The 21,551-nt window shown below is 66.5% G+C and carries 16 protein-coding genes and 4 pseudogenes; 13 read left to right on the top strand and 7 right to left on the bottom strand.

All coding sequences use genetic code 11. The features are described 5' to 3' along the window. Window positions 1-99 precede the first annotated feature (99 nt). From CBP34_RS03395 to mtgA, 4 genes are all read left to right on the top strand, one after another. Entirely contained in the window at window positions 100-2,172 is a 2,073-nt protein-coding gene (locus CBP34_RS03395) for a ribonuclease catalytic domain-containing protein (RefSeq protein ID WP_094099050.1), read from the top strand. Continuing rightward, window positions 2,169-3,053, top strand: coding sequence for an energy transducer TonB (locus tag CBP34_RS03390; protein ID WP_094097308.1), 885 nt, complete (start codon window positions 2,169-2,171; stop codon window positions 3,051-3,053). The genes CBP34_RS03395 and CBP34_RS03390 overlap by 4 nt, the downstream gene beginning before the upstream one ends. An 85-nt stretch (window positions 3,054-3,138) precedes the next feature. Further along, complete coding sequence (gene aroE, locus CBP34_RS03385) at window positions 3,139-3,975, top strand: shikimate dehydrogenase (protein WP_094097307.1); 837 nt, start codon at window positions 3,139-3,141, stop codon at window positions 3,973-3,975. Window positions 3,976-3,988: 13 nt separating this feature from the next. After that, the gene (mtgA, locus tag CBP34_RS03380) at window positions 3,989-4,723 is read left to right on the top strand and encodes a monofunctional biosynthetic peptidoglycan transglycosylase (protein WP_094097306.1); all 735 of its coding nucleotides are present in this window, start codon (window positions 3,989-3,991) and stop codon (window positions 4,721-4,723) included. A 71-nt stretch (window positions 4,724-4,794) separates the two neighbouring features. On the opposite strand, the gene CBP34_RS03375 is transcribed toward mtgA, so the two are convergent. Both CBP34_RS03375 and CBP34_RS03370 read right to left on the bottom strand, forming a co-directional pair. After that, a complete protein-coding gene (locus CBP34_RS03375) occupies window positions 4,795-5,265 on the bottom strand; it encodes a reverse transcriptase-like protein (protein ID WP_094099049.1) in 471 nt (156 codons plus the stop codon). Between the two features lie 53 nt (window positions 5,266-5,318). Continuing rightward, on the bottom strand, window positions 5,319-5,567 hold the full coding sequence (locus CBP34_RS03370) for a DUF3297 family protein (protein WP_094097305.1): 249 nt from the start codon (window positions 5,565-5,567) through the stop codon (window positions 5,319-5,321). Window positions 5,568-5,847: 280 nt separating this feature from the next. Between CBP34_RS03370 and ruvC the strand changes: the two genes are divergently transcribed. Continuing rightward, window positions 5,848-6,396: a crossover junction endodeoxyribonuclease RuvC gene (gene ruvC, locus CBP34_RS03365; RefSeq protein WP_094097304.1), complete on the top strand. Its 549-nt coding sequence runs from the start codon at window positions 5,848-5,850 to the stop codon at window positions 6,394-6,396. 65 nt (window positions 6,397-6,461) lie between these two features. Next, on the top strand, window positions 6,462-6,914 hold the full coding sequence (locus tag CBP34_RS03360) for a hypothetical protein (protein ID WP_094097303.1): 453 nt from the start codon (window positions 6,462-6,464) through the stop codon (window positions 6,912-6,914). A gap of 49 nt (window positions 6,915-6,963) precedes the next feature. On the opposite strand, the gene CBP34_RS03355 is transcribed toward CBP34_RS03360, so the two are convergent. Next, complete coding sequence (locus CBP34_RS03355; RefSeq protein WP_094097302.1) at window positions 6,964-7,449, bottom strand: CZB domain-containing protein; 486 nt, start codon at window positions 7,447-7,449, stop codon at window positions 6,964-6,966. Between the two features lie 200 nt (window positions 7,450-7,649). Between CBP34_RS03355 and CBP34_RS03350 the strand changes: the two are divergent. From CBP34_RS03350 to CBP34_RS03335, 4 genes and pseudogenes are all read left to right on the top strand, one after another. Beyond that, window positions 7,650-8,656: pseudogene (locus CBP34_RS03350) on the top strand (LLM class flavin-dependent oxidoreductase). A gap of 85 nt (window positions 8,657-8,741) precedes the next feature. Then, window positions 8,742-9,974, top strand: coding sequence for a type II secretion system inner membrane protein GspF (gspF, locus tag CBP34_RS03345; RefSeq protein WP_094097301.1), 1,233 nt, complete (start codon window positions 8,742-8,744; stop codon window positions 9,972-9,974). Between the two features lie 150 nt (window positions 9,975-10,124). Next, entirely contained in the window at window positions 10,125-11,042 is a 918-nt protein-coding gene (locus CBP34_RS03340; RefSeq protein ID WP_086911387.1) for a 5'-nucleotidase, read from the top strand. A gap of 167 nt (window positions 11,043-11,209) precedes the next feature. Then, the gene (locus tag CBP34_RS03335) at window positions 11,210-11,587 is read left to right on the top strand and encodes an EF-hand domain-containing protein (RefSeq protein WP_418134715.1); all 378 of its coding nucleotides are present in this window, start codon (window positions 11,210-11,212) and stop codon (window positions 11,585-11,587) included. A 114-nt stretch (window positions 11,588-11,701) separates the two neighbouring features. On the opposite strand, the pseudogene CBP34_RS03330 reads toward CBP34_RS03335, so the two are convergent. The 3 genes and pseudogenes from CBP34_RS03330 to CBP34_RS03320 all read right to left on the bottom strand — a co-directional run bounded on the left by CBP34_RS03330 (window position 11,702) and on the right by CBP34_RS03320 (window position 15,240). Continuing rightward, window positions 11,702-12,132: pseudogene (locus CBP34_RS03330) on the bottom strand (hypothetical protein). A 278-nt stretch (window positions 12,133-12,410) separates the two neighbouring features. Beyond that, window positions 12,411-12,908 (bottom strand): cyanophycin metabolism-associated DUF1854 family protein, encoded by a 498-nt coding sequence (locus tag CBP34_RS03325; RefSeq protein ID WP_094097299.1) that lies wholly within the window; start codon window positions 12,906-12,908, stop codon window positions 12,411-12,413. Between the two features lie 20 nt (window positions 12,909-12,928). Further along, window positions 12,929-15,240 (bottom strand): annotated as a pseudogene (locus CBP34_RS03320) (cyanophycin metabolism-associated ABC transporter). Between the two features lie 192 nt (window positions 15,241-15,432). Here CBP34_RS03320 and CBP34_RS03315 point away from each other — a divergent pair. The 3 genes and pseudogenes from CBP34_RS03315 (at window position 15,433) to CBP34_RS03305 (ending at window position 20,797) form a co-directional block, all read left to right on the top strand. Further along, window positions 15,433-17,643, top strand: coding sequence for a cyanophycin synthetase (locus CBP34_RS03315; protein ID WP_094097298.1), 2,211 nt, complete (start codon window positions 15,433-15,435; stop codon window positions 17,641-17,643). A 79-nt stretch (window positions 17,644-17,722) separates the two neighbouring features. After that, window positions 17,723-20,301 (top strand): annotated as a pseudogene (gene cphA / locus CBP34_RS03310) (cyanophycin synthetase). A 34-nt stretch (window positions 20,302-20,335) separates the two neighbouring features. Then, on the top strand, window positions 20,336-20,797 hold the full coding sequence (locus CBP34_RS03305) for a CreA family protein (protein WP_086913930.1): 462 nt from the start codon (window positions 20,336-20,338) through the stop codon (window positions 20,795-20,797). A gap of 97 nt (window positions 20,798-20,894) precedes the next feature. Here CBP34_RS03305 and CBP34_RS03300 read toward each other — a convergent pair whose 3' ends face one another. Then, complete coding sequence (locus CBP34_RS03300; RefSeq protein WP_094097297.1) at window positions 20,895-21,548, bottom strand: DsbA family oxidoreductase; 654 nt, start codon at window positions 21,546-21,548, stop codon at window positions 20,895-20,897. Window positions 21,549-21,551: the final 3 nt, after the last annotated feature.

Below are 21,551 nucleotides of genomic sequence, written 5' to 3'. Positions count from 1 at the left end.
GGGGCGTGCGCGTGCTGGAGCGCGGCGCGGCCCGCTGCACCCGAGCGGGCCCCGGCGCGCTGAAAATCGGCCTGCCGCGCCCATGGGAGAATGCCGCCCATGCACGCATTGTTTGAAGAAGCCGGCAAATTCATGGCCGGTCGTATCCTGTCCGAAGCTGAAAGCTCGGCCCAAGTCGAGCTCGATTCGGGCAAGCGGGTCAAGGTGAAGGCGGCGAACCTCCTGTTGAAATTTGAAAAGCCCGCGCCGTCGGAGCTGATGGCCCAGGCGCAGGCGCTCGCCCAGACCATCGAGCTGCCGCTGGCCTGGGAATTTGCGCCCGAGGACGATTTCGGCTTTGCCGACCTCGCGCGCGACTATTTTTCGGACAACGCCACGCTGGCCCAGCAGGCCGGCGCGCTGTTCGCCCTGCACGAGGCGCCGCACTACTTTCGCCGCGCCGGCAAGGGCCGCTTCAAGAAGGCGCCCGCCGAAATCCTGCAGCAGGCACTGGCCGCCATCGAGAAAAAGAAACTGATCGTGCAGCAGATCAGCGACTGGGCCGAGGCCCTGGGGCGTGGCGAATGCCCGCAGCCCATCCGCGAGCAGCTCTACAAGATCCTGTTCCGTCCCGACAAGAACGCGCCCGAGTACAAGGCCGTGGTCGAGGCCAGCCGCGCCACGCACCTGGCGCCGCTCGACCTGCTGCAAAAGGCCGGCGCCATCGACTCGGCCTACCAGTTCCACTGGAAGCGCTTTTTGTTCGACAACTTCCCCAAGGGCACAGGCTTCCCGCCGCTCACTGCGCCGCAGCCGCCGGCCGACCTGCCGCTGGCGCCGGTGCAGGCCTATTCCATCGACGACTCGCAGACCACCGAGATCGACGACGCCCTGTCGGTGCAGGGCCTGGGCACGGGCACGGTGGTGCTGGGCATCCACATTGCCGCGCCGGGCCTGGCCATCGTGCCGGGCACGCCGCTCGACCAGCTCGGCCGCAGCCGCCTGTCCACCGTCTACATGCCGGGCTACAAGATCACCATGCTGCCCGACGAGGTGGTGCAGATCTACACGCTGGACGAAGGCCGTGCCAATCCGGCGGTGTCGCTGTACGTCACGGTGAACGAAGCCACGCTGGAGATCACCGGCACCGAGACGAAGCTCGAGCGCGTGCCCGTGGTGGCCAACCTGCGCCACGACCAGCTCGACCACATCGTCACCGAGGCGTGGCTGACCGACCCGTCCATTGAGGTCGAAAACACCCCGCAGCGCTTGCTGGATGTGCGCGATCAGCTATCCTTTTTGCACCGCCTGGCCAAGAGCCTCAAGGCCCAGCGCGAAGTGGTGCGCGGCAAGCCCGAGAACTTCAACCGGCCCGACTACAACTTTCGCCTCGTGGGCAACGACAAGGCCGAACCCAACGGTTCGGAAACCGTGCAGATCACCACGCGCCAGCGCGGCGCGCCACTCGACCTGATCGTGGCAGAGGCCGCCATCGTGGCCAACAGCACCTGGGGCAGCTGGATGGCCGAGCTCGGCGTGCCCGGCATCTACCGCAGCCAGGCCAGCATGGCGCCGGGCGTAAAGGTGCGCATGGGCACCAAGGCGCTGCCGCACGCCGGCATTGGCGTCAAAAGCTATTCGTGGGCCACCTCGCCGCTGCGCCGCTATGTCGATCTGGTGAACCAGTGGCAGATCATTGCCTGCGTGCGCAACGGCAAGACCGCGGCCCTGGCGGCCCCCTTCAAGCCCAAGGACGCCGAGCTGTTCTCCATCATCAGCAGCTTTGACGCGGCCTACAGCGCCTACAACGGCTACCAGGCCGGCATGGAGCGCTTCTGGACGCTGAAATACGTGGAGCAGAACGGCATCACCGAGCTCAACGCCACCGTGTTCAAGGAAGGCCCGGGCGGCAGCTTTCTGGTGCGGGCGGACGAGCTTCCGCTGGTGTTCCCCGTGCTGGGTGCGCAAAACCTGCCGCGCGGCGCGCGCCTGAAGGTCAAGCTCGGCGAGGTGGATGAGATCACGCTGGACATCCACGGCACCGTGATCGAGCGCCTGGACGATCCCGACGACACCAGCGACGACGGTCCGGTCGAGGACGGCGAGGACGACGAAGCCGTGGCCGGGCCCATCGCCATTGCCGTCGATGTGAACGAGGCCGAGGGCGCCAGCCCCGATAATCCAGCCCCGTGAAATCACTCTCCTTCCTCACCCGTTTCAGCACACTGCAGCTCACGCTGGGCATATCGGTGGCGCTGCACGCAGCGTTGTTATCGGTGCGCTTCATCGACCCCGAAGGCTTTCACCGCGTGTTCCAGGACACGCCGCTTGAAGTCATCCTGGTCAATGCCAAGTCCAACGAACGGCCCGACAAGGCCCAGGCCATCGCCCAAGCCAACATGGCCGGGGGCGGCGAGGCCGACAAGGGGCGCGCCACCAGCCCCATGCCCTATTCGGCGCTGACCGCGGTGGGAGACGATTTCGAGGAGTCGCAGCGCCGGCTCGACACCCTGCAAGAGCAGCAAAACCAGCTGCTGGCCCGGCTGCGCAAGCAGATCGCCACGCTGCCCGTACCCGATCCGCGCAAGCCCAGCCAAAGCGGCAGCCAGTCCGCCGAGGAAGAAAAGCGCCGCCAGCTCGTGAAACTTCTGGCCGAGATCGAAAAGCGCATCAACGAAGAAAACGCCCGCCCGAAAAAGCGCTACATCAGCCCCGCCACGCGCGAAGAAGCCTATGCGGTCTATTACTCGGCGCTGCGCAGCAAGGTCGAGGACAAGGGCACCGAAAACTTCCCCGAGCAAGGTGGCAAAAAACTGTATGGCGAGCTGACCATGATCATCACCGTCAACCACGATGGCCGCGTCCTGGCCACCGAGGTGGTGCAAGGGTCGGACAACCGCACGCTGGACCGGCAGGCCGAGGCCATTGCGCGGGCAGCGGGCCCCTTCGGCCCCTTCAATGCCGAGATGCGCCGCCAGGCCGATCAGATCGCCATGGTGGCGCGCTTCAAGTTCACGCGCGACCAGACGCTGCAGACCAACCTCGAAGCCACCCCCGAGAGCCGCAACCCCTGAGCGGCCTCCTCCAGCGGCCGCAGTGGCCGCTGGCAGAACGGATGGCACCGCCCCCGCCCGCCCCCTATTCTTCACACCGCGTTCCATGAGTTCTTCCGCTGACCTGTATTGCGTGATGGGCAACCCGGTGGCGCACAGCCGCTCGCCCGCCATCCACGCGCGTTTTGCCGAGCTGACCGGCGAGCACCTGGTGTACGAGCGCTGCCTGCTGCCCATCGACGGCTTTGCCCAGGGCGTGCGCGAGTTCATCGCGCGCGGCGGGCGTGGTTGCAACGTCACCGTGCCCTTCAAGATCGAAGCCGCCGCCCTGGCCACACACCGCAGCGAACGCGTGCGGCTGGCGGGCTCCGCCAACACCCTGGTATTTGCCCCCGGCGGCATCCACGCCGACAACACCGATGGCCTGGGCCTGGTGGCCGACATCACGCGCAATGCGGGGCTGCCGCTGGCCGGACGCGACGTGCTGCTGGTGGGCGCCGGTGGCGCCGCTGCGGGCGTGCTGGGCCCCCTGTTGCAGGCGGGCGTGCGCCACATCACCGTGGCCAACCGCACGCTGGCCCGGGCCGAGGCACTGGTGCAGGCCCACGTCGATCTGGCATTGCTACAAAAAACAGAGCTATTAGCGATTGCCCCACAAGCGCTAGAGGCCGATTTCGATCTCATCATCAATGCCACCGCCAGCAGCCTGGCGGGAGACGCCGCTCCCGTGCCGGCCCATGTGCTGCGCCCCGGCAGCCTGGCCTACGACATGATGTATGGCCCGGCAGCGCAAGGCTTCCTCAACTGGGCTCGCCAGCACGGTGCCGTGCCCCGCGATGGCCTGGGCATGCTGGTGGAGCAGGCCGCCGAGGCGTTTGCCCTGTGGCGCGGGGTGCGCCCGCCATCGGCCCAGGTACTGGCCGAGTTGCAGGCCACGGTGTGAGAGGGGCACAACCATGAAAGCCGTGCTGCGCTGGCTGGGCCTGGTGGTGGTGGCCCTGGTGGCCCTGCAACTGTTCTTTGTGGCGCGCATCGCGATGATGGCCGTGGTCGCACCCGAATCCACCACCTTCCAGCGCTCTGAAATCTGGGCCCAGCTGGCCAGCAAGGGGCAGGTGCAGTGGCGCCAGCAGTGGATGCCCTACGCCCAGATTTCCGACCACCTCAAGCGCGCCGTGATTGCCGCGGAAGACGACAGTTTCGTCAACCACGACGGCGTGGACTGGAACGCCATCGAAAAGGCCTGGGAACGCAACGCCCAGGCCGAAGCGCAAATCGCCAGGGCCCAGGCCCGCGCGCCCGACAAACCCGTGCGCGCGCCCAAGATCCGCGGAGGCTCCACCATCACCCAGCAGCTGGCCAAGAACCTGCTGCTTTCGGGCGAGCGCACGCTGCTGCGCAAGGGCCAGGAGTTCGTGCTGGCATTGCTGCTGGAGCAGCTGCTGAGCAAGCAGCGCATCCTGGAGATCTACCTCAACAGCGTGGAATGGGGCAACGGGGTCTTTGGCGCCGAGGCCGCGGCCCAGCATTACTTCAGGAAGCCGGCCGTACGCCTGTCACCGCAGGAGGCCGCACGCCTGGCCGTCATGCTGCCCGCGCCCAAGCGTTTCGAGAAGACGCCGGGCTCGGCCTATCTGGCGGGACGCACGCGCACCATCGTGGCCCGCATGGGCAGCGCCGAACTGCCCTGACACCACCCGATTCGCAGCAACGCCATGCGCCTTGGCCGGGATGCCATGGGCTGGCGCTTGCCCTCCAGCACCTATTTCTTGCGCCGCTTGCCAAAGGCCTTGGCGGGCGGCTTGGGTGCACACCCCAGCGCGGCGCGGGCCAGGGCGTCGGCCTGCGCATTGCGGTGGCGCGGAATCCACTGCAGGCTTACCACCGCAAACGACTGCAGCAGGGTGCGCGCCTCATCAAACAGGTCGTTGAGCCGCACGATGGGCGGAGCCGCCGTGCCGCCCAGCTGCTCCACCAGAATGCTGCTGTCGCTGTACACACGCAGGGCGCTGGCCCCGCGCGCCTGCAGCTCACCCAGGGCCAGCAGCAGGGCCCGCAGCTCGGCCTCGTTGTTGCAGCCCGTGGTGTGGGTTGCCTGCGCCAGCGTGTGGCGGGTGCCGTCGGGCGCGCAAAGCACCACGCCCATTCCCATGCGGCCAGGGTTGGGCATGGCGCTGCCGTCGCAGTAGATGGTCCAGAGGCTGCCCGTGGCGGGTTCGCCCTCCGGATTCATCGCGCAGGCTGCACCATCCACGTCGCTGGCGGGCGCCGTGGCGGGGACGGTCGTCAACGGTAGAACGCTTCGACCTTGCCCTTGAGCTTGATCAGCAGTGGCTTGCCCTTGCGATCGAGCGTCTTGCCCGCGGGCACCTTGACCCAGCCTTCGCTGATGCAGTATTCCTCGACATCGAAACGGTCCTTGTCGTTCAGGCGGATGCCGATGTCGTGCTCGAACACGGCGGCAACATGGTGCGGGCTGCGCGGGTCAATGGACAGGTGGTCGGGCAGCGGGGGCGCGGAGGTGGCTTCAGTCATGACAATCTTTGAAGGGATGAATGCAGGAAACCAGCGATTTTCCCCGGATTTGGCCGGGCCTGGACTGGCTGCCCGCCCTTTTCGGCGCGCCGGCCGGCGCCACGCGGCTGCGGCGGCGGCGGCGGCCCCGTATCATCGCCCTCACGCTTGCACGGCGGGATACATGCCTTTGCGCCGGGGCCGTTTTTCGCCAGTCCTGTGCGCCGGCACCCTGGTTCATAGACAAAATGGGCTGCAGCGCTTATCCCATAAGCGCTATCGGCTATTAATTAAATAGCAAATGAGAATTCTGGGAATTGACCCCGGCCTGCAGACCACGGGTTTCGGCCTGATCGATGTGGACGGCCACCGGCTGAGCTACGTGGCCAGCGGCACCATCCGCACCACCGCGCTGGCCCTGGGCGACCTGCCCGGCCGGCTCAAAGTGCTGTTTGATGGCATCAGCGAGGTGGCGGCGCGCTACGAGCCCGACGTGGCCACCGTCGAGATCGTTTTCGTCAACGTCAATCCCCAGTCCACCTTGCTGCTGGGCCAGGCCCGTGGCGCCGCCATTACGGCCTTGGTGGCCAGCAACCTGCCGGTGGCCGAATACACCGCGCTGCAGATGAAAAAGGCCGTGGTCGGCCATGGCCGTGCCGCCAAGGCCCAGGTGCAGGAAATGGTGCGCCGCCTGCTGCAACTGCCCGGCCTGCCCGGCACCGACGCCGCCGATGCGCTGGGCATGGCCATCACGCACGCGCACGCGGGTGCGGCCATGGCCCGGCTGGGCGAGGCGGCCACACTGCAGCGGCGCCAGCACGCGATGTACAAGGGCGGCCGCAGTTATTGAAGAGCCCGGCGCTGCGGCACGGGGCCGAGTAACCATGCTGCGTGCACGCCCCTAGAATCGGCCCCATGGCCCACCCACCTGCCCCTGCGCCCACCGCGGCGCCCGCACCATCCCACGGCCATTCCACACCCACCGAGGCGATCGCCGGCTTCATCTTCGTGAAAATTCCGGTCAACCGCCGGCACGACGAAGCGGACCCTTTGCACCGCCGCGAGGACACCATCGACCAGATGCTGCGCGCGCAGGGCCTGGGGCTGGTGGTGGGCTGGGGAGACTCGCTGGGCGAGCGGCGGCCCGATGGGCAACGGCCTGCGGCCTATATCCGCATCGACATCAATGCCCACGACGTGCAAGCCACCCGCAGTGCCCTGCGTGCGCTGCTGCCCGCCCTGGGCGCGCCCGCCGGCACCGAAATCCACTACACCCTGGCGGGGCACAGCCTGCGAGACATGGCGCTGGAGACGGGCTGGCAGCTGGAAGAGCTCTTTGCACCGCTTAAGAATCGGCCAAACCCCTGACAGGGAAAGCGTCAAACGCTATTGATTCAGTAGCATCTGGTGGCACGAATCAGCGCCCCAGCCCGCGCTTGAGCTCCTTGAGCAGCAGCAGCACCTGGTTGGAGGCATGGCGGCAGCGGCCATTGAGCAGTTGCAGGGCATTGGCCTGCTCTCCCGCCTGCAGACAGCTGACCACGGCTGCGGCCTGCTCGTGAAAATACCGGTGCCGCGCCACCAGCATGTCAAAGGCCGGGAAATGCCCCAACCGGTCACGGCCCGCTCCATTGAGCCAGCGGCCCAGGTCGCAGCGGTCGTCCTGGCAGATGCGCTCGGGCCGCATGACCTCGCTGGAGCGGCCATGCACCATGTCCTGCAGCTGCAGGCGCCAGCCTTCATGGCTGGCAATGGCCGCGTCGATGTCGATCTCGGTCATCAGCATGGAGGCGTACTCCGCATCCAGCACCAGTTCGCTGCCGTTGTCTTCCACCGCCCAGGTGGTTTCGAGGCTGGAAGGATCCTGTTCCCGGATCTTGAAGAGACGACTGAAAAAACCCATTTTTCCCCCATTACACGGTATCTGCCACCTATAGCGCGCCAGGCAGCTCCGGTGGTTTTGAAACATTTTGTTGGCGAAGCGGTGTTTTGGCTACCAAAAATTGGCAGTCCCGTCGCCCGCGCCACGGACTGACCTTGCACACAGGACCAGATCCCGCCGCCCCGGCAGCAGCCTTTGCGCCCTGCGCCGACAATCGGGCCATGACTGCCATCCAACGCCCCGCCCTTTCCATACTCGATCTGGTTGCCGTGCGCGAGGGCGGCACCGTCGCCCAGGCGCTGCAGATTGCCCTGCGCACCGCGCAACACGCCGAATCGCTCGGCTTTACGCGCTATTGGCTGGCAGAGCACCACAACATGGCCGGCATTGCCAGCTCGGCCACCGCCGTGCTGGTGGGGCACATTGCCGGGGCACGCAGCGCATCCGCGTGGGTTCGGGCGGCGTGATGCTGCCCAACCATGCGCCGCTGGTAGTAGCCGAGGCCTTTGGCACGCTGGCCGAGCTGTACCCCGGGCGCATTGATCTCGGCCTGGGCCGCGCACCCGGCACCGACCCCGCCACCATGCGCGCGCTGCGCCGCAGCCGTGTGGAGACCGCCGACGACTTCCCCCAGGACGTGGCCGAGTTGCAGCGGCTGCTGGCGCCTGCCGAGCCCAACCAGCGCCTCATTGCCATGCCCGGTGCGGGCACCAACGTGCCCATCTGGCTGCTGGGCTCCAGCCTGTTTTCGGCGCAACTGGCAGCCGAGCGCGGTCTGCCCTATGCCTTTGCCTCGCACTTTGCGCCGCGCCTGCTGCACCAGGCGCTTGATCTGTACCGCAACCTCTACCGGCCATCGGCCCAGTGGCCCAGGCCCTACGTGGCCATCGGCGTACCGCTGATCGCGGCGCCCACCGACGCCGAGGCCGATTTCCTGGCCAGCAGCACCTACCAGCGCGTGCTGGGCATCCTGACGGGCGACCGCCGCCGCCTGCTGCCGCCCGTCGAGCACTTTGCCGCGCAGCTGCAACCGCAAGAGCGCGCGGCCATTGGCGACTTTCTGGCCGCCGCCGTGATCGGCGGGCCCGAGACGGTGCGCGCCGGCCTGACCCAACTGCACAAGACCACGGGCGCCGACGAACTCATGCTGGTCAGCGACGTGTTCGACCCGGCACTGCGCCTGCGCTCGCTCGACATTGCGGCGGCGGCCGTCGCCGAGATGGCCTGAAACCCGGGCTGCACCGCGTCGCGGGCAGCGGCTACCATCACGGGCTGGCTGATTGCGCCTGACAGCTCCTCTGGTTCACCCCCACATGCCCGCTTTTTCTTTTGAAGCCCTGGACGCCCAGGGCCAGACCCGCAAGGGCCTGATGGAAGCCGACACAGCCAAGTCGGCCCGCAGCCTGCTGCGGGCCCAGGCGCTGGTGCCCTTGAGCGTTGAGCCCGTGCAGACCGGCCAGTCGCTCGACGGCACACAGTCGGGACTCGGGCAGAGGCTTTTCACCCGCCCCGTGTTTGGCGCCTCGGCCCTGTCGGTGTGGACGCGCCAGCTGGCGGGGCTGGTGTCATCGGGCCTGCCACTGGAGCGCGCGCTCACCGCGCTGTCGGACGAAGCCGACGACAAGCGCCAGCGCCACCTGGTGGCGGCCTTGCGCGCCGAGGTCAATGCCGGCGCCACCTTTGCCCGCGCGCTGGCCCAGCACCCGCGCGAATTTTCAGACATCTACTGCGCCGTGATCGGTGCGGGTGAGCACAGCGGCAACCTCGGCCTGGTGCTGGAGCGCCTGGCCGACGATCTTGAGGAACGCCAGGCCCTGAAGGCCAAGCTGATGGGCGCGGCGCTGTACCCAGCCATCGTCACCCTGATCGCCATCGTGATCGTGCTGTTTCTGGTGAGCTATGTGGTGCCGCAAGTGGCCAGTGTGTTTGCCGGCACCAAGCGCGCCCTGCCCTTCCTCACGGTGGCCATGCTGGGCCTGAGCGCCGTGGTACGCAGCTATGGCTGGTTGATGCTGATTGCTACTGTTTTGATAGCTGCAGGCGCACGTTGGGCATTGACTTTCGAGCATTTTCGCCAAAAGTTCGATGCCGCCTGGCTGAACCTGCCCCTGGTGGGCAAGCTCGCGCGCGGCTACAACGCGGCGCGCTTTGCGAGCACGCTGGCCATGCTGGCCAGTGCAGGCGTGCCCATCCTCAAGGCCCTGCAGGCCGCCGCCGAAACCCTGAACAACCGCGCGTTGCGCGCCGACGCGCTCGACGCGCTGGTGCTGGTGCGCGAAGGCGCCCCGCTGGCCTCGGCGCTGGCGCAGAAAAAGCGTTTTCCCGGCCTGCTGGCTATGTTTGCGCGCCTGGGCGAGCAGACCGGCCAGCTACCGGTGATGCTGCAGCGCGCCGCCACGCAGCTGTCCACCGAAGTGCAGCGCCGCGCCATGCAGCTGGCCACCATTCTGGAGCCGCTGCTGATCGTGGCCATGGGCCTGGTCGTGATGCTGATCGTGCTGGCGGTGCTGCTACCGATCATCCAGCTCAACCAGTTCGTGAAATGAGATGCCCCCCTGTGTCGCTGCGCGCCTTCCCCCCAGGGGGACGCCGCCCGTGCGGCGGGCGGCCCTTGCACGGCGGCCCTGGCTTGGGGCGCGCCCGTGTCACAGGCTGCGGGTTTCGCGCAGGCAATCGATAGTTGACAGGGATTTTCTATGGCCGTGACATTGGACGACAAACTGGTGGTGGCGATCTCGTCGCGTGCACTGTTCGACTTCGAAGAGGAAAACCGCCTCTTCGACCCGGACCATCCACAAAGCTACATGCAGCTGCAGCTCGACCGGCTGGACGTTCCGGCGCGGCCAGGCGTGGCGTTTTCATTGGTCAAGAAACTGCTGGCCTTCAACGACCCCGCGCAGCAGCGGGTGGAGGTGGTGGTGCTGTCGCGCAACGACCCGGTGAGCGGCATGCGCGTGTTTCGCTCGGCCAAGGCGCATGGCCTGGCATCGGTGCAACGCGGCGTTTTCACCCAGGGGGCGGCGCCGTTTCGCTACCTGCGGCCCTTGGGCGCGCACCTGTTTCTCTCGGCCAACGCGGCCGATGTGAACGAGGCGCTGGCCATGGGTTTCCCGGCGGCCCAGGTGGCCACGCAGTCGGCCCAGGCCAGCGCCGCCCACCCGCACGAAGTGCGCATCGCCTTTGACGGCGACGCCGTGCTGTTTTCAGACGAGGCCGAACGGGTGTTTCAGTCATCCGGGCTTGACGCCTTCCAGGCCCACGAGGTCGAAAAAGCCCTGCTGCCCCTGCCTCCAGGGCCCTTCAAACCCTTTTTGTCGGCCTTGCATCGCCTGCAGCAAAGCGGCGCACCGTCCATGCGCATCCGTACCGCCCTGGTCACGGCACGCGGCGCGCCTGCCCACGAGCGGGCCATCCAGACGCTGATGAGCTGGCAGATCGCGGTCGATGAAGCCATGTTTCTGGGCGGCATGCCCAAGGGCGAGTTCCTGCGCGAGTTCGAGCCCGACTTCTTCTTTGACGACCAGACCGGCCACGTCACCTCGGCAGCCCGCCATGTCCCCGCGGGCCATGTGCGCAGCGGCATCGCCAACCAGGGCACCCCGCCTGCCCCATGATGCGGGTAAAGCCCACGAGGGACGTGCAGGCAGCGTGAACGGGCCATGCGCGGGCCGTAATCGCCCGGCAAAAGAATGCAACACCCGGTGAAACCTGCGTGCGCGGCGTTGCAAACCCGCCTGGCGGCCGCAGGTGTGCCACCATGACCCGTTCGATCCAAGGAGCTATGCGCATGAAAATTTCTATGGCACTGCTGGCCGTCCTGGGCTGCAGCGTGGCGCTCGCCAACCCGCCCGGAGTGGCCACCGCCCCCGCCAAGGCAGCTGCCAGCACCCCGGCCGCGGCCCCGCTCTCGAAGGGTGAAATCAAGGCCATGCAGGAGTTCAAGATGCTCGACTTCAATGGCGACGGCAAGCTCAGCCGCAGCGAAGTCGTGCTGTTTCCGCGCCTGGCCGCCGCCTTTGACGAGGCCGACACTGACCACGACAACTTTGTGTCTTACGCCGAGGTACAGGTTTTTGCCGCCAAGTACCGCGCCGAACGCGAGCGCAAGCGGGCCGCCCAGGCAGAGGTGGTGTCGGGCAATCCGGCTGCCAAGCCTTGACGGGATGGGTGGCGGCGCATTTCACGCCAAAAAACCGCCAAGCGCTTATGTAATAAGCGCGAAATGCTATTAATTAAATAGCGATTAAAAAGGAAAAAATGCCTGCCTGCGGCCTTACAGGCCGGAGGTGCGCTTGATCTTGGGGTCTGAGTAGGTCAGCGGCTCATCCTTGACCTGCTGGGCCAGGCGCTCCTGCAAGGTCATCTTGTTGATGTCCTGCGCCAGCTCAACTGCACTGCCGCTGGCCCGCCACATGGACTGGATGAACTCGAGCAGCTGCTTGGAGATGGGTTCCTTGGGCGGCTCGGGCGGCTCCTCGACCGTTTCCTTTTTCTTGACCTCCGTCCAGTCGCGATTGGGCGAATCGGGGCGGACGGCTTGTCGGGCTCGCGCACGATGGCGCCTTCTCCCAGGCGGTCCATGGACTCTACGGGGTTGGGCGCGTTGATGGGACGCACCGCAGGGGCGCCAGAAGCGCCAGTGGAATACAAATCAGCGCCCTGAGGACGCCAGTTTGGCGAACGGTCGACAGGTGGCAGTTGCATGGCAATGGCCCTTCATGAATGGAAAAGTGGAACGGCTTTACAGCCTCTTCGTACATCCATAACGGCAAAAAGAAGGGGAAATTAAGTCTTTTTTTGCCTTTTCTGCCGAATTACGGGTTTACCCTTAAAAAAGACGCATGCAGCGATGCGGCTCCTCCGCGCAAGGAGCATGCCCATCAGCGCCATTCGGGTGATGAAAAAACCGGCGAGACCAGAGGCCCGTTGGTCAATGAAGCCCCTGACGACCCGCAGGTCGCAGCGACCCGCGTTGCCGCCTTTTACAGAAAACGCTCCAGCAACCGCCTGGACTGCTTGTCCAGCACCGTGGTATCCGGCACCCGAAACTGCATGCCATCCCCCGAGGCAATCAGCAGGCGCGTGCGCCCGCCCAGGCGGCGGATGTCTTCCTCGGCCTTCAGCACGAACTGGGCGGGTCCCTTGTCGGTCACGACAGTCCAGGTGCTGGGCGTGGAAAAACTCGATACGGACGTGATCTGGCTGATAGTGGGCACAAACTCCCTCACCGCCAACTCTTCGTCAATGAGGCGGCGCGCCGCCTCGGGCAGCTGCTCCAGCCGGTCAATCCAGAGCAGTTCATGGCCATCCGCACCGATGAGGGACAGGCCCTCGGACGGCGCCGCGATGGGGAACGCGCGCACGGGCGTCACGCCCTCGTGGGCGATGCCGTCCGGCAGGGTTAGAACCAGGCGGCCGTGGGCATTGCGAACCAGGGTGAATACAGGCGAAGACACAAGCGTGAAGGCAGTGGTGTTCATGGCGTTTCCTTCGGTGTGTGTCACGGATTGCCAGCGGGGTGCGCCGGGTGCAGCAGACCGCTGTCGATGATGACGCCGGCAGCCTGGGCGTCTTCTTCGGCGCGGCGGGCCTGGGCCTCATAAAGACGCCAGTAGGCACCCTCTTTTTCCATGAGCTCGTCGTGCGGCCCCACCTCGACCACCTCGCCACGGTCCATCACCACCAGGCGATCGGCCTTGCGCAGGGTGGACAGGCGGTGGGCAATGGCAATGGTGGTGCGCCCCTGCACCAGGTTGTCGAGCGCCTTCTGGATCTCCTTTTCTGTCTCGGTATCCACGGCCGACGTGGCTTCGTCCAGGATCAGGATGCGCGGGTCGATCAGCAGCGCGCGCGCAATGCTGATGCGCTGGCGCTCCCCACCCGACAGTCCCTGGCCGCGCTCACCCACCAGAGAGTCGTAACCGTGCTGCAGACGCAGGATGAACTCGTGCGCGTGGGCGGCACGGGCGGCCGCAATGATCTCTTCGCGCGTGGCTTCGGGCTTACCGTAGGCAATGTTCTCGGCAATCGTGCCGAAGAACAGGAAGGGCTCCTGCAGCACCAGGCCGATGTGGCGACGGTAGTCGGCCACGGCAAAACGCCGGATGTCCACACCATCGACCTGGATGGAGCCGTCGCTCACGTCATAAAACCGGCTGATCAGGTTGACCAGCGTGCTCTTGCCAGAGCCGCTGTGGCCCACCAGGCCAATCATCTCGCCGGGGCGGATATCGAGGTCCAGGTGCTTGATGACCGCGCGGCTGCCGTAGCGAAAGCCCACGTTGCGCATCTGGATAGCGCCCTCGACCCGGCCCAGCTTCACGGGCTGAACCGGGTCGGGCACGTTGCTGACATGGTCCAGGATGTCAAAGATGCGCTTGGCACCGGCCGCCGCCTTTTGCGTGACCGAAACGATGCGGCTCATCGAATCGAGCCGGCCATAAAAGCGCCCGATATAGGCAATGAAGGCCGTCAGCACACCCACGGTGATCTGGTTGCGCGATACCAGCCAGATGCCAAACGCCCACACCACCAGCAAGCCGATTTCGGTCAGCAGCGACACGGTGGGCGTGAACACCGACCAGGTCTTGTTCAGCTTGTCGTTCACTTCCAGATTGTGCTGATTGGCATCGCGAAAGCGCTGGGCTTCGCGCTTTTCCTGGGCGAAGGCCTTGACCACGCGGATGCCGGGAATGGTGTCGGCCAGCACGTTGGTCACCTCGGACCACACGCGGTCAATCTTCTCGAAACCCGTGCGCAGGCGGTCGCGCACGGTGTGGATCATCCAGCCAATGAAAGGCAGCGGTACCAGCGTGACCAGCGCCAGCCACGGGTTGATGGAGAACAAAATGGCCGCCGTCATGCAGATCATCAGCACGTCGGTAACGAAATCGAGGGCATGCAGCGACAGGAAGACGTTGATGCGGTCGGTCTCGGAGCCGATGCGCGCCATCAGGTCGCCCGTGCGCTTGCCGCCAAAGTAGTCGAGCGACAGGCGCAGCAGGTGCTCGTAGGTGGTCGTGCGCAGGTCGGCGCCAATGCGCTCGGACACCAGCGCCAGGATGTAGGTGCGCGCCCAGGAGAGCCCCCATGCGGCCAAGGCCGACAGCAGCAGCCCGCTCAGGTACAGCAGCACCAGCCCGGGCTCGATCTTCTGGCCATTCTGGAACGGGATCAGGATGTCATCCATCAGCGGGATGGTGAGGTAGGGCGGCACCAGCGTGGCCGCCGTGGACGCGAGCGTCAGCCCAAAGCCCATTGCCAGCTGCGTGCGGTAGGGCCGCGCAAAGCGCCACAGGCGTAACAGCACCCAGGTGGACGTTTGCGGTGGCTGGGCACGCGCGCAGGCCGGGCATTCCTCGGTGTCAGGGGCAGCGGGGTATGGCACAGGGGGCAGGTGGGCTCCTCGGCATCATCCTGCGCCGCACCGGCCACGAGACTGCGGGCCACCGCCTGCTCGAAGCGCTGCACCAGGCGCAGGGCCTGGGGGTGGTGCGCCAAGGTAAAGCGCCAGAAGGCCAGCCGCGCATCGGGGCCCTGCAGCTCCAGCGTGCCCACCCCGCCGTGGTCCTGCATGCGCAGCGCCAGACCGCCCGATAGCGGCCAGGCGCGCCAGGCGGCCGCACCGGGGTCGCACGCCAGAATGCGCTCCGGGGTCACCACCACCCAGCCGTCGGCAAAGCGCAATTGCGCGCTCAGGTCAACCTGTAACGCGGCCAGCACGTTCTCTTGGGGAGCGAGCATGGCCCGCAAATCGGCCCCATGGGGGCCAGAAAAGACACCGGAGGCGTCCACAGAATGGTGATGTTGCATATGTTTGGGTTCTCTACCGCCGGCGATACAAAGCCGCATGCGGTGCAGAAGCCGGAATTTTGACCGAAACCCGGGACGCCAGTGCAAACTGCACCCCCCCTCCACCCATTGCTTGGCAAAACAGGCGCCCAACCGGGCGCACAATTGCACTCCCTGTCCGGCCCGCCCGGTGCCCCTGAACCGCTCCGCAACATGGCAAAAATCGACGATATCCAACTGCTCCGCATCAACTACCTGCGCGGCCCCAATATCTGGACCTACCGGCCGGCACTCGAGGTCTGGCTGGATCTGGGCGTTCTGGAAGACCATCCCTCCCACACCATTCCCGGGCTCAATGACCGCCTCACGTCCTGGCTGCCTGCCCTGGAAGAGCACCACTGCGGCGTGGGCGAGCGTGGCGGTTTCCTGCAGCGTCTGCAAGAAGGCACCTGGTGCGGCCATGTGCTGGAACACGTCGTCATCGAGCTGCTCAACCTCTCGGGCATGCCCACGGGTTTCGGCCAGACCCGCAGCACATCGGTGCGCGGCGTTTACCGCATGGTTTTCCGGGCGCGGGACGAACAGGTCGCCCGCGTCGCGCTGGCGCAGGGGCACCGCCTGCTGATGGCCGCCATCAACGACGAACCGTTTGACGTGCAGGCCGCCGTGTCGCGGCTGCGCACCGAGGTCGATGACCGCTACCTGGGCCCCAGTACCGCCTGCATCGTGACGGCGGGCACGGACCGCGGCATTCCCCACATTCGCCTGAACGACGGCAACCTGGTGCAGCTGGGCTACGGGGCGCGCCAGCGCCGCATCTGGACGGCCGAAAGTGAATTCACCAGCGCCATCGCCGAAGGCATTGCCAGCGACAAGGACCTCACCAAGAGCCTGCTCAAGGCCTGCGGCGTGCCGATTCCTGACGGCCAGGTGGTTCACAGCCCGCAAGAGGCCTGGGAAGCCGCCGAGGACATCGGCCTGCCCGTGGTGGTCAAGCCGTCGGACGGCAACCATGGCCGCGGCGTCACGCTGGACCTGCGCAAGAAGGAAGACATCGAGGCGGCCTACCATGTGGCATACCCCGAGGGCAGCGACGTGATGGTCGAGCGTTTTATTCCCGGCGACGAACACCGCCTGCTGGTGGTGGGCGGCAAGCTGGTGGCGGCCGCGCGCGGCGAGGTGGTCAGCATTACCGGCAACGGACGGTCCACCGTCAAGGAGCTGATCGACAGCCAGATCAACTCCGACCCGCGCCGGGGCTACGAAGAAGAATACCCCCTCGAAATCATCGACCTGGCAACCGACACCAAGGTTCAGCTTGAACTCAAGCGCCAGGATCTTGACGCCGACTCCGTGCCCGCCACTGGTCGCCAGGTGGTGGTGCAGCGCAACGGCAACATGACCGTGGACTGCACGGACGACGTGCACCCCGAAGTGGCTTACATCGCCGCGCTGGCCGCCAAGGTGGTGGGGCTGGACATTGCCGGCATCGACATGGTGGCGCAAGACATCTCCCGCCCGCTGCACGCGCAGGGCGGCGCCATTGTGGAAGTGAACGCCGGCCCCGGACTGTTGATGCACCTCAAGCCTGCGGAGGGTGCGCCCCGGCCCGTCGGCCAGGCCATCATCGAGCACCTGTTCCCGTCGGAAGAGCACCAAGACGATGACACCGTCGGCCGCATCCCGGTGGTGGGCGTGGCCGGCATGCGCGGCACCGCCACCATTGCGCGCCTGGTGGCCTGGCTGCTACACCTGAGCGGGCGCCACACCGGCCTGGCCTGCCGCGATGGCCTTTTTCTCGACCGCCGCTGCGTGGAGGCCGCTGACAGCGCCCACTGGGAGGCCGCCCACCGCCTGCTCATGAACCAGATGGTGCAGGCCGCCGTGATCGAGAACGATGCGCGCACCATCCTGCGCGACGGGCTGGCCTACGACCGCTGCCAGGTGGGCGTGGTCACCGACATGGATGGCGCAGAAACGCTGGCCGAATTCGACATCCAGAGCCGCGAGCAGATGACCAAGGTGCTGCGCACGCAGGTGGACGTGGTGCTGGACGGTGGCGCCGCCGTGCTCAACGCCACCGATCCGCAGGTGGCCGACCTGGCCCCGCTATGCGATGGCGACGTAGTGCTGTACGCCCAGGACGCCAGCCTGCCTGCCATCGTGGAGCACCGTGCCCGCGACCAGGGTCGCGCCGTGATTGTGCGCAATAGCCGCGTAGTGCTGGCCACCGGCAATGCAGAACATGTGCTGGGCACGCTGTCCGAGCTCACGTTCGGGCGCAACGCCATCGTGCCCGACACCGATGCCCTGCTGGCCGCCATCGGCGCTGCCTGGGCGCTGGACATCGCCCCCGACCTCATCGGCGCCGGCATCAAGACGTTCGAGCCGGAACTGCCGCCCGTGAGCACCCTGCCCGCCTGATGCCGAGCCGTTGTTGATTCCATCGCCTTCGAACTGACCGGGGCCTGCCAGCCCTGATGGACCACAGAAAGACAATCCCATGGATGTATCCCGCACCCGGGCCCTGCGCGGCCCCAACCTCTGGAGCCGCCACATGGCCATCGAGGCCGTGGTGGCCTGCGCCGAATCCGAACGGGCCATCGCCCGCATGGCCGGTTTCGAAGACCGGCTGCGCGCCCTGTTTCCGGCCATCGGCGTGCTGCACCCCGAAGGAGGCAGCGGCGATGTATCGCTCGCCCATGTGCTGCAAACGGCGGCGCTGGCGCTGCAGGCCCAGGCCGGCTGCCCGGTGACCTTTGCCCGCACCACCACCACGACCGATCCCGGCGTGTACCAGGTGGTCGTGGAATACAGCGAAGAAGCCGTGGGCCGCCGGGCTTTCGAGGACGCCCAGCGCCTCATCAACGCCGCGCTGGGTCAGGGCGAATTCGATGCCGAAGCCGCCATTGCCAATCTGCGCGAACTCGACGAAGACGAGCGCCTGGGCCCAAGCACGGGCGCCATCGTGGACGCCGCCGTGGCGCGCGACATCCCGTTTCGCCGCCTCACCCGCGGCAGCCTGGTGCAGTTTGGCTGGGGCTCCAAACAGCGCCGCATCCAGGCCGCCGAGATCGACTCGACCAGCGCCGTGGCCGAATCCATTGGCCAGGACAAAGACCTCACCAAGCGCCTGCTGCACGCCGCCGGCGTGCCGGTGCCGCTGGGCCAGCCGGTCGACACCGTCGAAGAGGCCTGGGAAGTGGCCCTCAAGGTGGGTTTGCCCGTGGTGGTGAAACCCCAGGACGGCAACCAGGGCAAGGGCGTGACGGTCAACATCACCGACCGTGCCCAGCTCGAAGAGGCTTACCGCAACGCGGCCGACTACGGCACCGTGATGGTCGAGCGCTTTTTGCCCGGCCACGATTTCCGCCTGCTGGTGGTGGGCGACCAGCTGGTAGCCGCCGCCCGGCGCGAGCCCCCCCAGGTGCTGGGCGACGGCCAGCACACCGTGCGCGAGCTGGTGGATCAGGTCAACCTCGACCCGCGCCGGGGCGAGGGCCATGCCACTTCGCTCACCAAAATCCGCCTCGATGACATTGCCGTGGCCCGCCTGGCCATGCAGGATTTGACGCCCGATTCGGTGCCCTCCAAGGGCCAGCGCGTCATCCTGCGCAACAACGCCAACCTGTCCACCGGCGGCACCGCCACCGACGTGACCGACGACGTGCACCCCGAAGTGGCAGCCCGCGCCGTGGCGGCCGCCCAGATGGTGGGCCTGCACATCTGCGGCGTGGACATGGTGGCCGAGACCGTGCTTCGCCCGCTCGAAGAACAAGGCGGCGGCTTTGTGGAAGTGAACGCCGCCCCCGGCCTGCGCATGCACCTGGCCCCGAGCTACGGCAAGCCCCGCAACGTGGGGCAGGCCATGGTGGACCGCCTGTTTGCCCATGGCGACAACGGCCGCATTCCCGTGGTGGCGGTTACCGGTACCAACGGCAAGACCACCACGGCGCGCCTGATCGCCCACCTGTTCACCGCGCAAGGCATGCGCGTGGGCATGACCAACACCGACGGCGTGTATGTGAACGGCCGCCAAATCGACAGCGGCGATTGCAGTGGCCCAAGAGCGCCCGCAACGTGCTGCTGCACCCCGAGGTGGACGCGGCCGTGTTCGAAACCGCGCGCGGCGGCATCCTGCGCGAAGGCCTGGGTTTTGACCGCTGCCAGGTGGCCGTGGTCACCAACATCGGCGCCGGCGACCACCTGGGACTGAACTACATCACCACGGTGGAAGACCTGGCGGTATTGAAGCGCGTGATCGTGCAAAACGTGGCCACCACCGGCTATGCCGTGCTCAACGCCACCGACCCGATCGTGGCGGCCATGGCCTCGGCCTGCCCCGGCAAGATCATTTACTTTGCCAGCGACCGCCACCACCCTGTGATGGCCACGCACCGCGCCCAGGGCCACCGCACCGTGTATGTGGACGGCGACTCCATCGTGGCCGCCGAGGGCTCGTGGCGCGAAACCATCCATCTGCGCGACGTGCCCATCACGCGCAACGGCAAGATCGGTTTTCAGGTCGAGAACGTCATGGCCTCGGTGGCTGCTGCCTGGGGCGCGGGCCTGCCCTGGCAGACCATTCGCCGCGGCCTCTCGGGCTTTGTGAACGACAGCGACAACGCTCCGGGCCGCTTCAACCTCATGGATTTCAAGGGCGCCACGGTGATCGCCGACTACGGCCACAACCCTGACGCCATGCGCGCCCTGGTGCAGGCCGTGGAGGCCCTGCCCGGCAACCGCCGCAGCGTGGTGATCAGCGGCGCCGGCGACCGCCGCGACGAGGACATCCGCGAGCAGACCGTCATCCTCGGCGCCGCCTTTGACGACGTCATCCTGTACCAGGACGCCGCCCAGCGCGGCCGTGGCGACGGCGAAGTGATGGCCCTGCTGCGCGAAGGCCTGGCCGGCGCTGCGCGCACCCAGCATGTCGAGGAAATCCGCGGCGAGTTTGTTGCCATCGATGCCGCCCTCGATCGCCTGCAGCCGGGCGACCTGTGCCTGATTCTGGTGGACCAGGTGGAAGAAGCCCTGGCGCACCTGGCCCGGCGCTGCGCCGAAGCCGGGGTGGTCGCATGACCACCGCGCGCCGCTGGGCGACTGTGGCCGGGGCATGCTGGCCACCACGTTGCTGGCGGGTGCTGCGCTGGCCGCATCGGGCGAAAAAATCGGTACCGTGGACACGGCCTTTCAGTGGATCGGCCGCGACCACGACATCATCGTGGAAGCCTACGACGACCCCGGCGTGCAGGGCGTCACCTGCTATGTCTCGCGCGCCCGCATCGGTGGCGTCAAGGGCACGCTCGGCCTGGCCGAAGACCGCGCCGAAGCATCGATTGCCTGCCGCCAGGTAGGTGCCATCAGCATCCCCCAGCCGCTCAAAAAACAGGAAGAAGTGTTCAGTGAACGCATGTCCATCCTGTTCAAGCGCCTGCGCATCGTGCGCATGGTGGACCCCGCGCGCAACACGCTGGTGTACCTCACGTATTCGGAAAAGCTGATCGACGGTTCGCCCCAGAACAGCGTGACCGCCGTGCCGGTGGACCGCGCCACGCCGATTCCGCTGCGCAAATGAATCGGGGGCAAAAAACCCCCGATTTTTCGATGAAATTAGCCTCTAGCGCTTATCCATCAGCGCAAATAGCTATTAATTTAATAGCAAATTCACCCAGTCAGGACTGTGCCGCAATCTGGCGCAGTGCCTGCTCAAACACCTCCACCGGCTGCCCGCCCGAGATCAGGTGGCGGTCGTTGATGATGATCGCCGGCACCGAATGAATGCCCTGCTGCTGATAGAACTGCTCGCGCTCGCGCACCGCGCTGGCATAGCGGTCTGAAGCCAGCAGCTCGCGCGCCTCGTTGGCGTCCAGCCCCACCTCGCCCGCCAAGCGCACCAGCACCTCATGGTCGCCAGGGCTTTGGCCGTCGGTGAAATACGCCTTGAACAGCGCCTTCTTGAGCGAGGGCTGCAGACCCTTCTCTTCGGCCCAGTGCAGCAGCCGATGCGCATCAAAGGTGTTGTAGATGCGGCTGCGCTTGTCCATGCGAAAGGTAAAGCCCAACTCCGCGCCGCGCGCGGCAATGGCTTCGCGGTTCTTCTGGCTCTGCTCGGGCGAGGCGCCGTATTTTTCGTGCAGGTGCTCGCCAATGTCCTGGCCTTCCGGTGCCATCTGCGGGTTCAGCTCGAAGGGCTGAAAGTGCAGGTCGAGCGCGACTTCGTCCTTGAGCCGGTCGGCCGCCTGCTCCAGCGCCTTGAGGCCGATGATGCACCAGGGGCAGGAGACGTCGGAGACGAAATCGATCTTGAGGGTTTTGGCAGTGGTCATGGC

It is taken from the genome of Acidovorax carolinensis, from assembly GCF_002157145.1.
In the GTDB taxonomy this organism is placed as follows: domain Bacteria; phylum Pseudomonadota; class Gammaproteobacteria; order Burkholderiales; family Burkholderiaceae_C; genus Acidovorax; species Acidovorax carolinensis.
The sequence above is the reverse complement of the archived record's forward strand: the minus strand, read 5'-3'. Positions and strand labels throughout refer to the sequence as shown.

Coding starts and splice junctions, on each gene's coding strand:
- CBP34_RS03395 (WP_094099050.1), top strand. CDS start 100: ATGCACGCATTGTTTGAAGAAGCCGGCAAATTCATGGCCGGTCGTATC.
- aroE (WP_094097307.1), top strand. CDS start 3,139: ATGAGTTCTTCCGCTGACCTGTATTGCGTGATGGGCAACCCGGTGGCG.
- mtgA (WP_094097306.1), top strand. CDS start 3,989: ATGAAAGCCGTGCTGCGCTGGCTGGGCCTGGTGGTGGTGGCCCTGGTG.
- CBP34_RS03375 (WP_094099049.1), bottom strand. CDS start 5,265: ATGAATCCGGAGGGCGAACCCGCCACGGGCAGCCTCTGGACCATCTAC.
- CBP34_RS03370 (WP_094097305.1), bottom strand. CDS start 5,567: ATGACTGAAGCCACCTCCGCGCCCCCGCTGCCCGACCACCTGTCCATT.
- ruvC (WP_094097304.1), top strand. CDS start 5,848: ATGAGAATTCTGGGAATTGACCCCGGCCTGCAGACCACGGGTTTCGGC.
- CBP34_RS03360 (WP_094097303.1), top strand. CDS start 6,462: ATGGCCCACCCACCTGCCCCTGCGCCCACCGCGGCGCCCGCACCATCC.
- CBP34_RS03355 (WP_094097302.1), bottom strand. CDS start 7,449: ATGGGTTTTTTCAGTCGTCTCTTCAAGATCCGGGAACAGGATCCTTCC.
- gspF (WP_094097301.1), top strand. CDS start 8,742: ATGCCCGCTTTTTCTTTTGAAGCCCTGGACGCCCAGGGCCAGACCCGC.
- CBP34_RS03340 (WP_086911387.1), top strand. CDS start 10,125: ATGGCCGTGACATTGGACGACAAACTGGTGGTGGCGATCTCGTCGCGT.
- CBP34_RS03335 (WP_418134715.1), top strand. CDS start 11,210: ATGCGCATGAAAATTTCTATGGCACTGCTGGCCGTCCTGGGCTGCAGC.
- CBP34_RS03325 (WP_094097299.1), bottom strand. CDS start 12,908: ATGAACACCACTGCCTTCACGCTTGTGTCTTCGCCTGTATTCACCCTG.
- CBP34_RS03315 (WP_094097298.1), top strand. CDS start 15,433: ATGGCAAAAATCGACGATATCCAACTGCTCCGCATCAACTACCTGCGC.
- CBP34_RS03305 (WP_086913930.1), top strand. CDS start 20,336: ATGCTGGCCACCACGTTGCTGGCGGGTGCTGCGCTGGCCGCATCGGGC.
- CBP34_RS03300 (WP_094097297.1), bottom strand. CDS start 21,548: ATGACCACTGCCAAAACCCTCAAGATCGATTTCGTCTCCGACGTCTCC.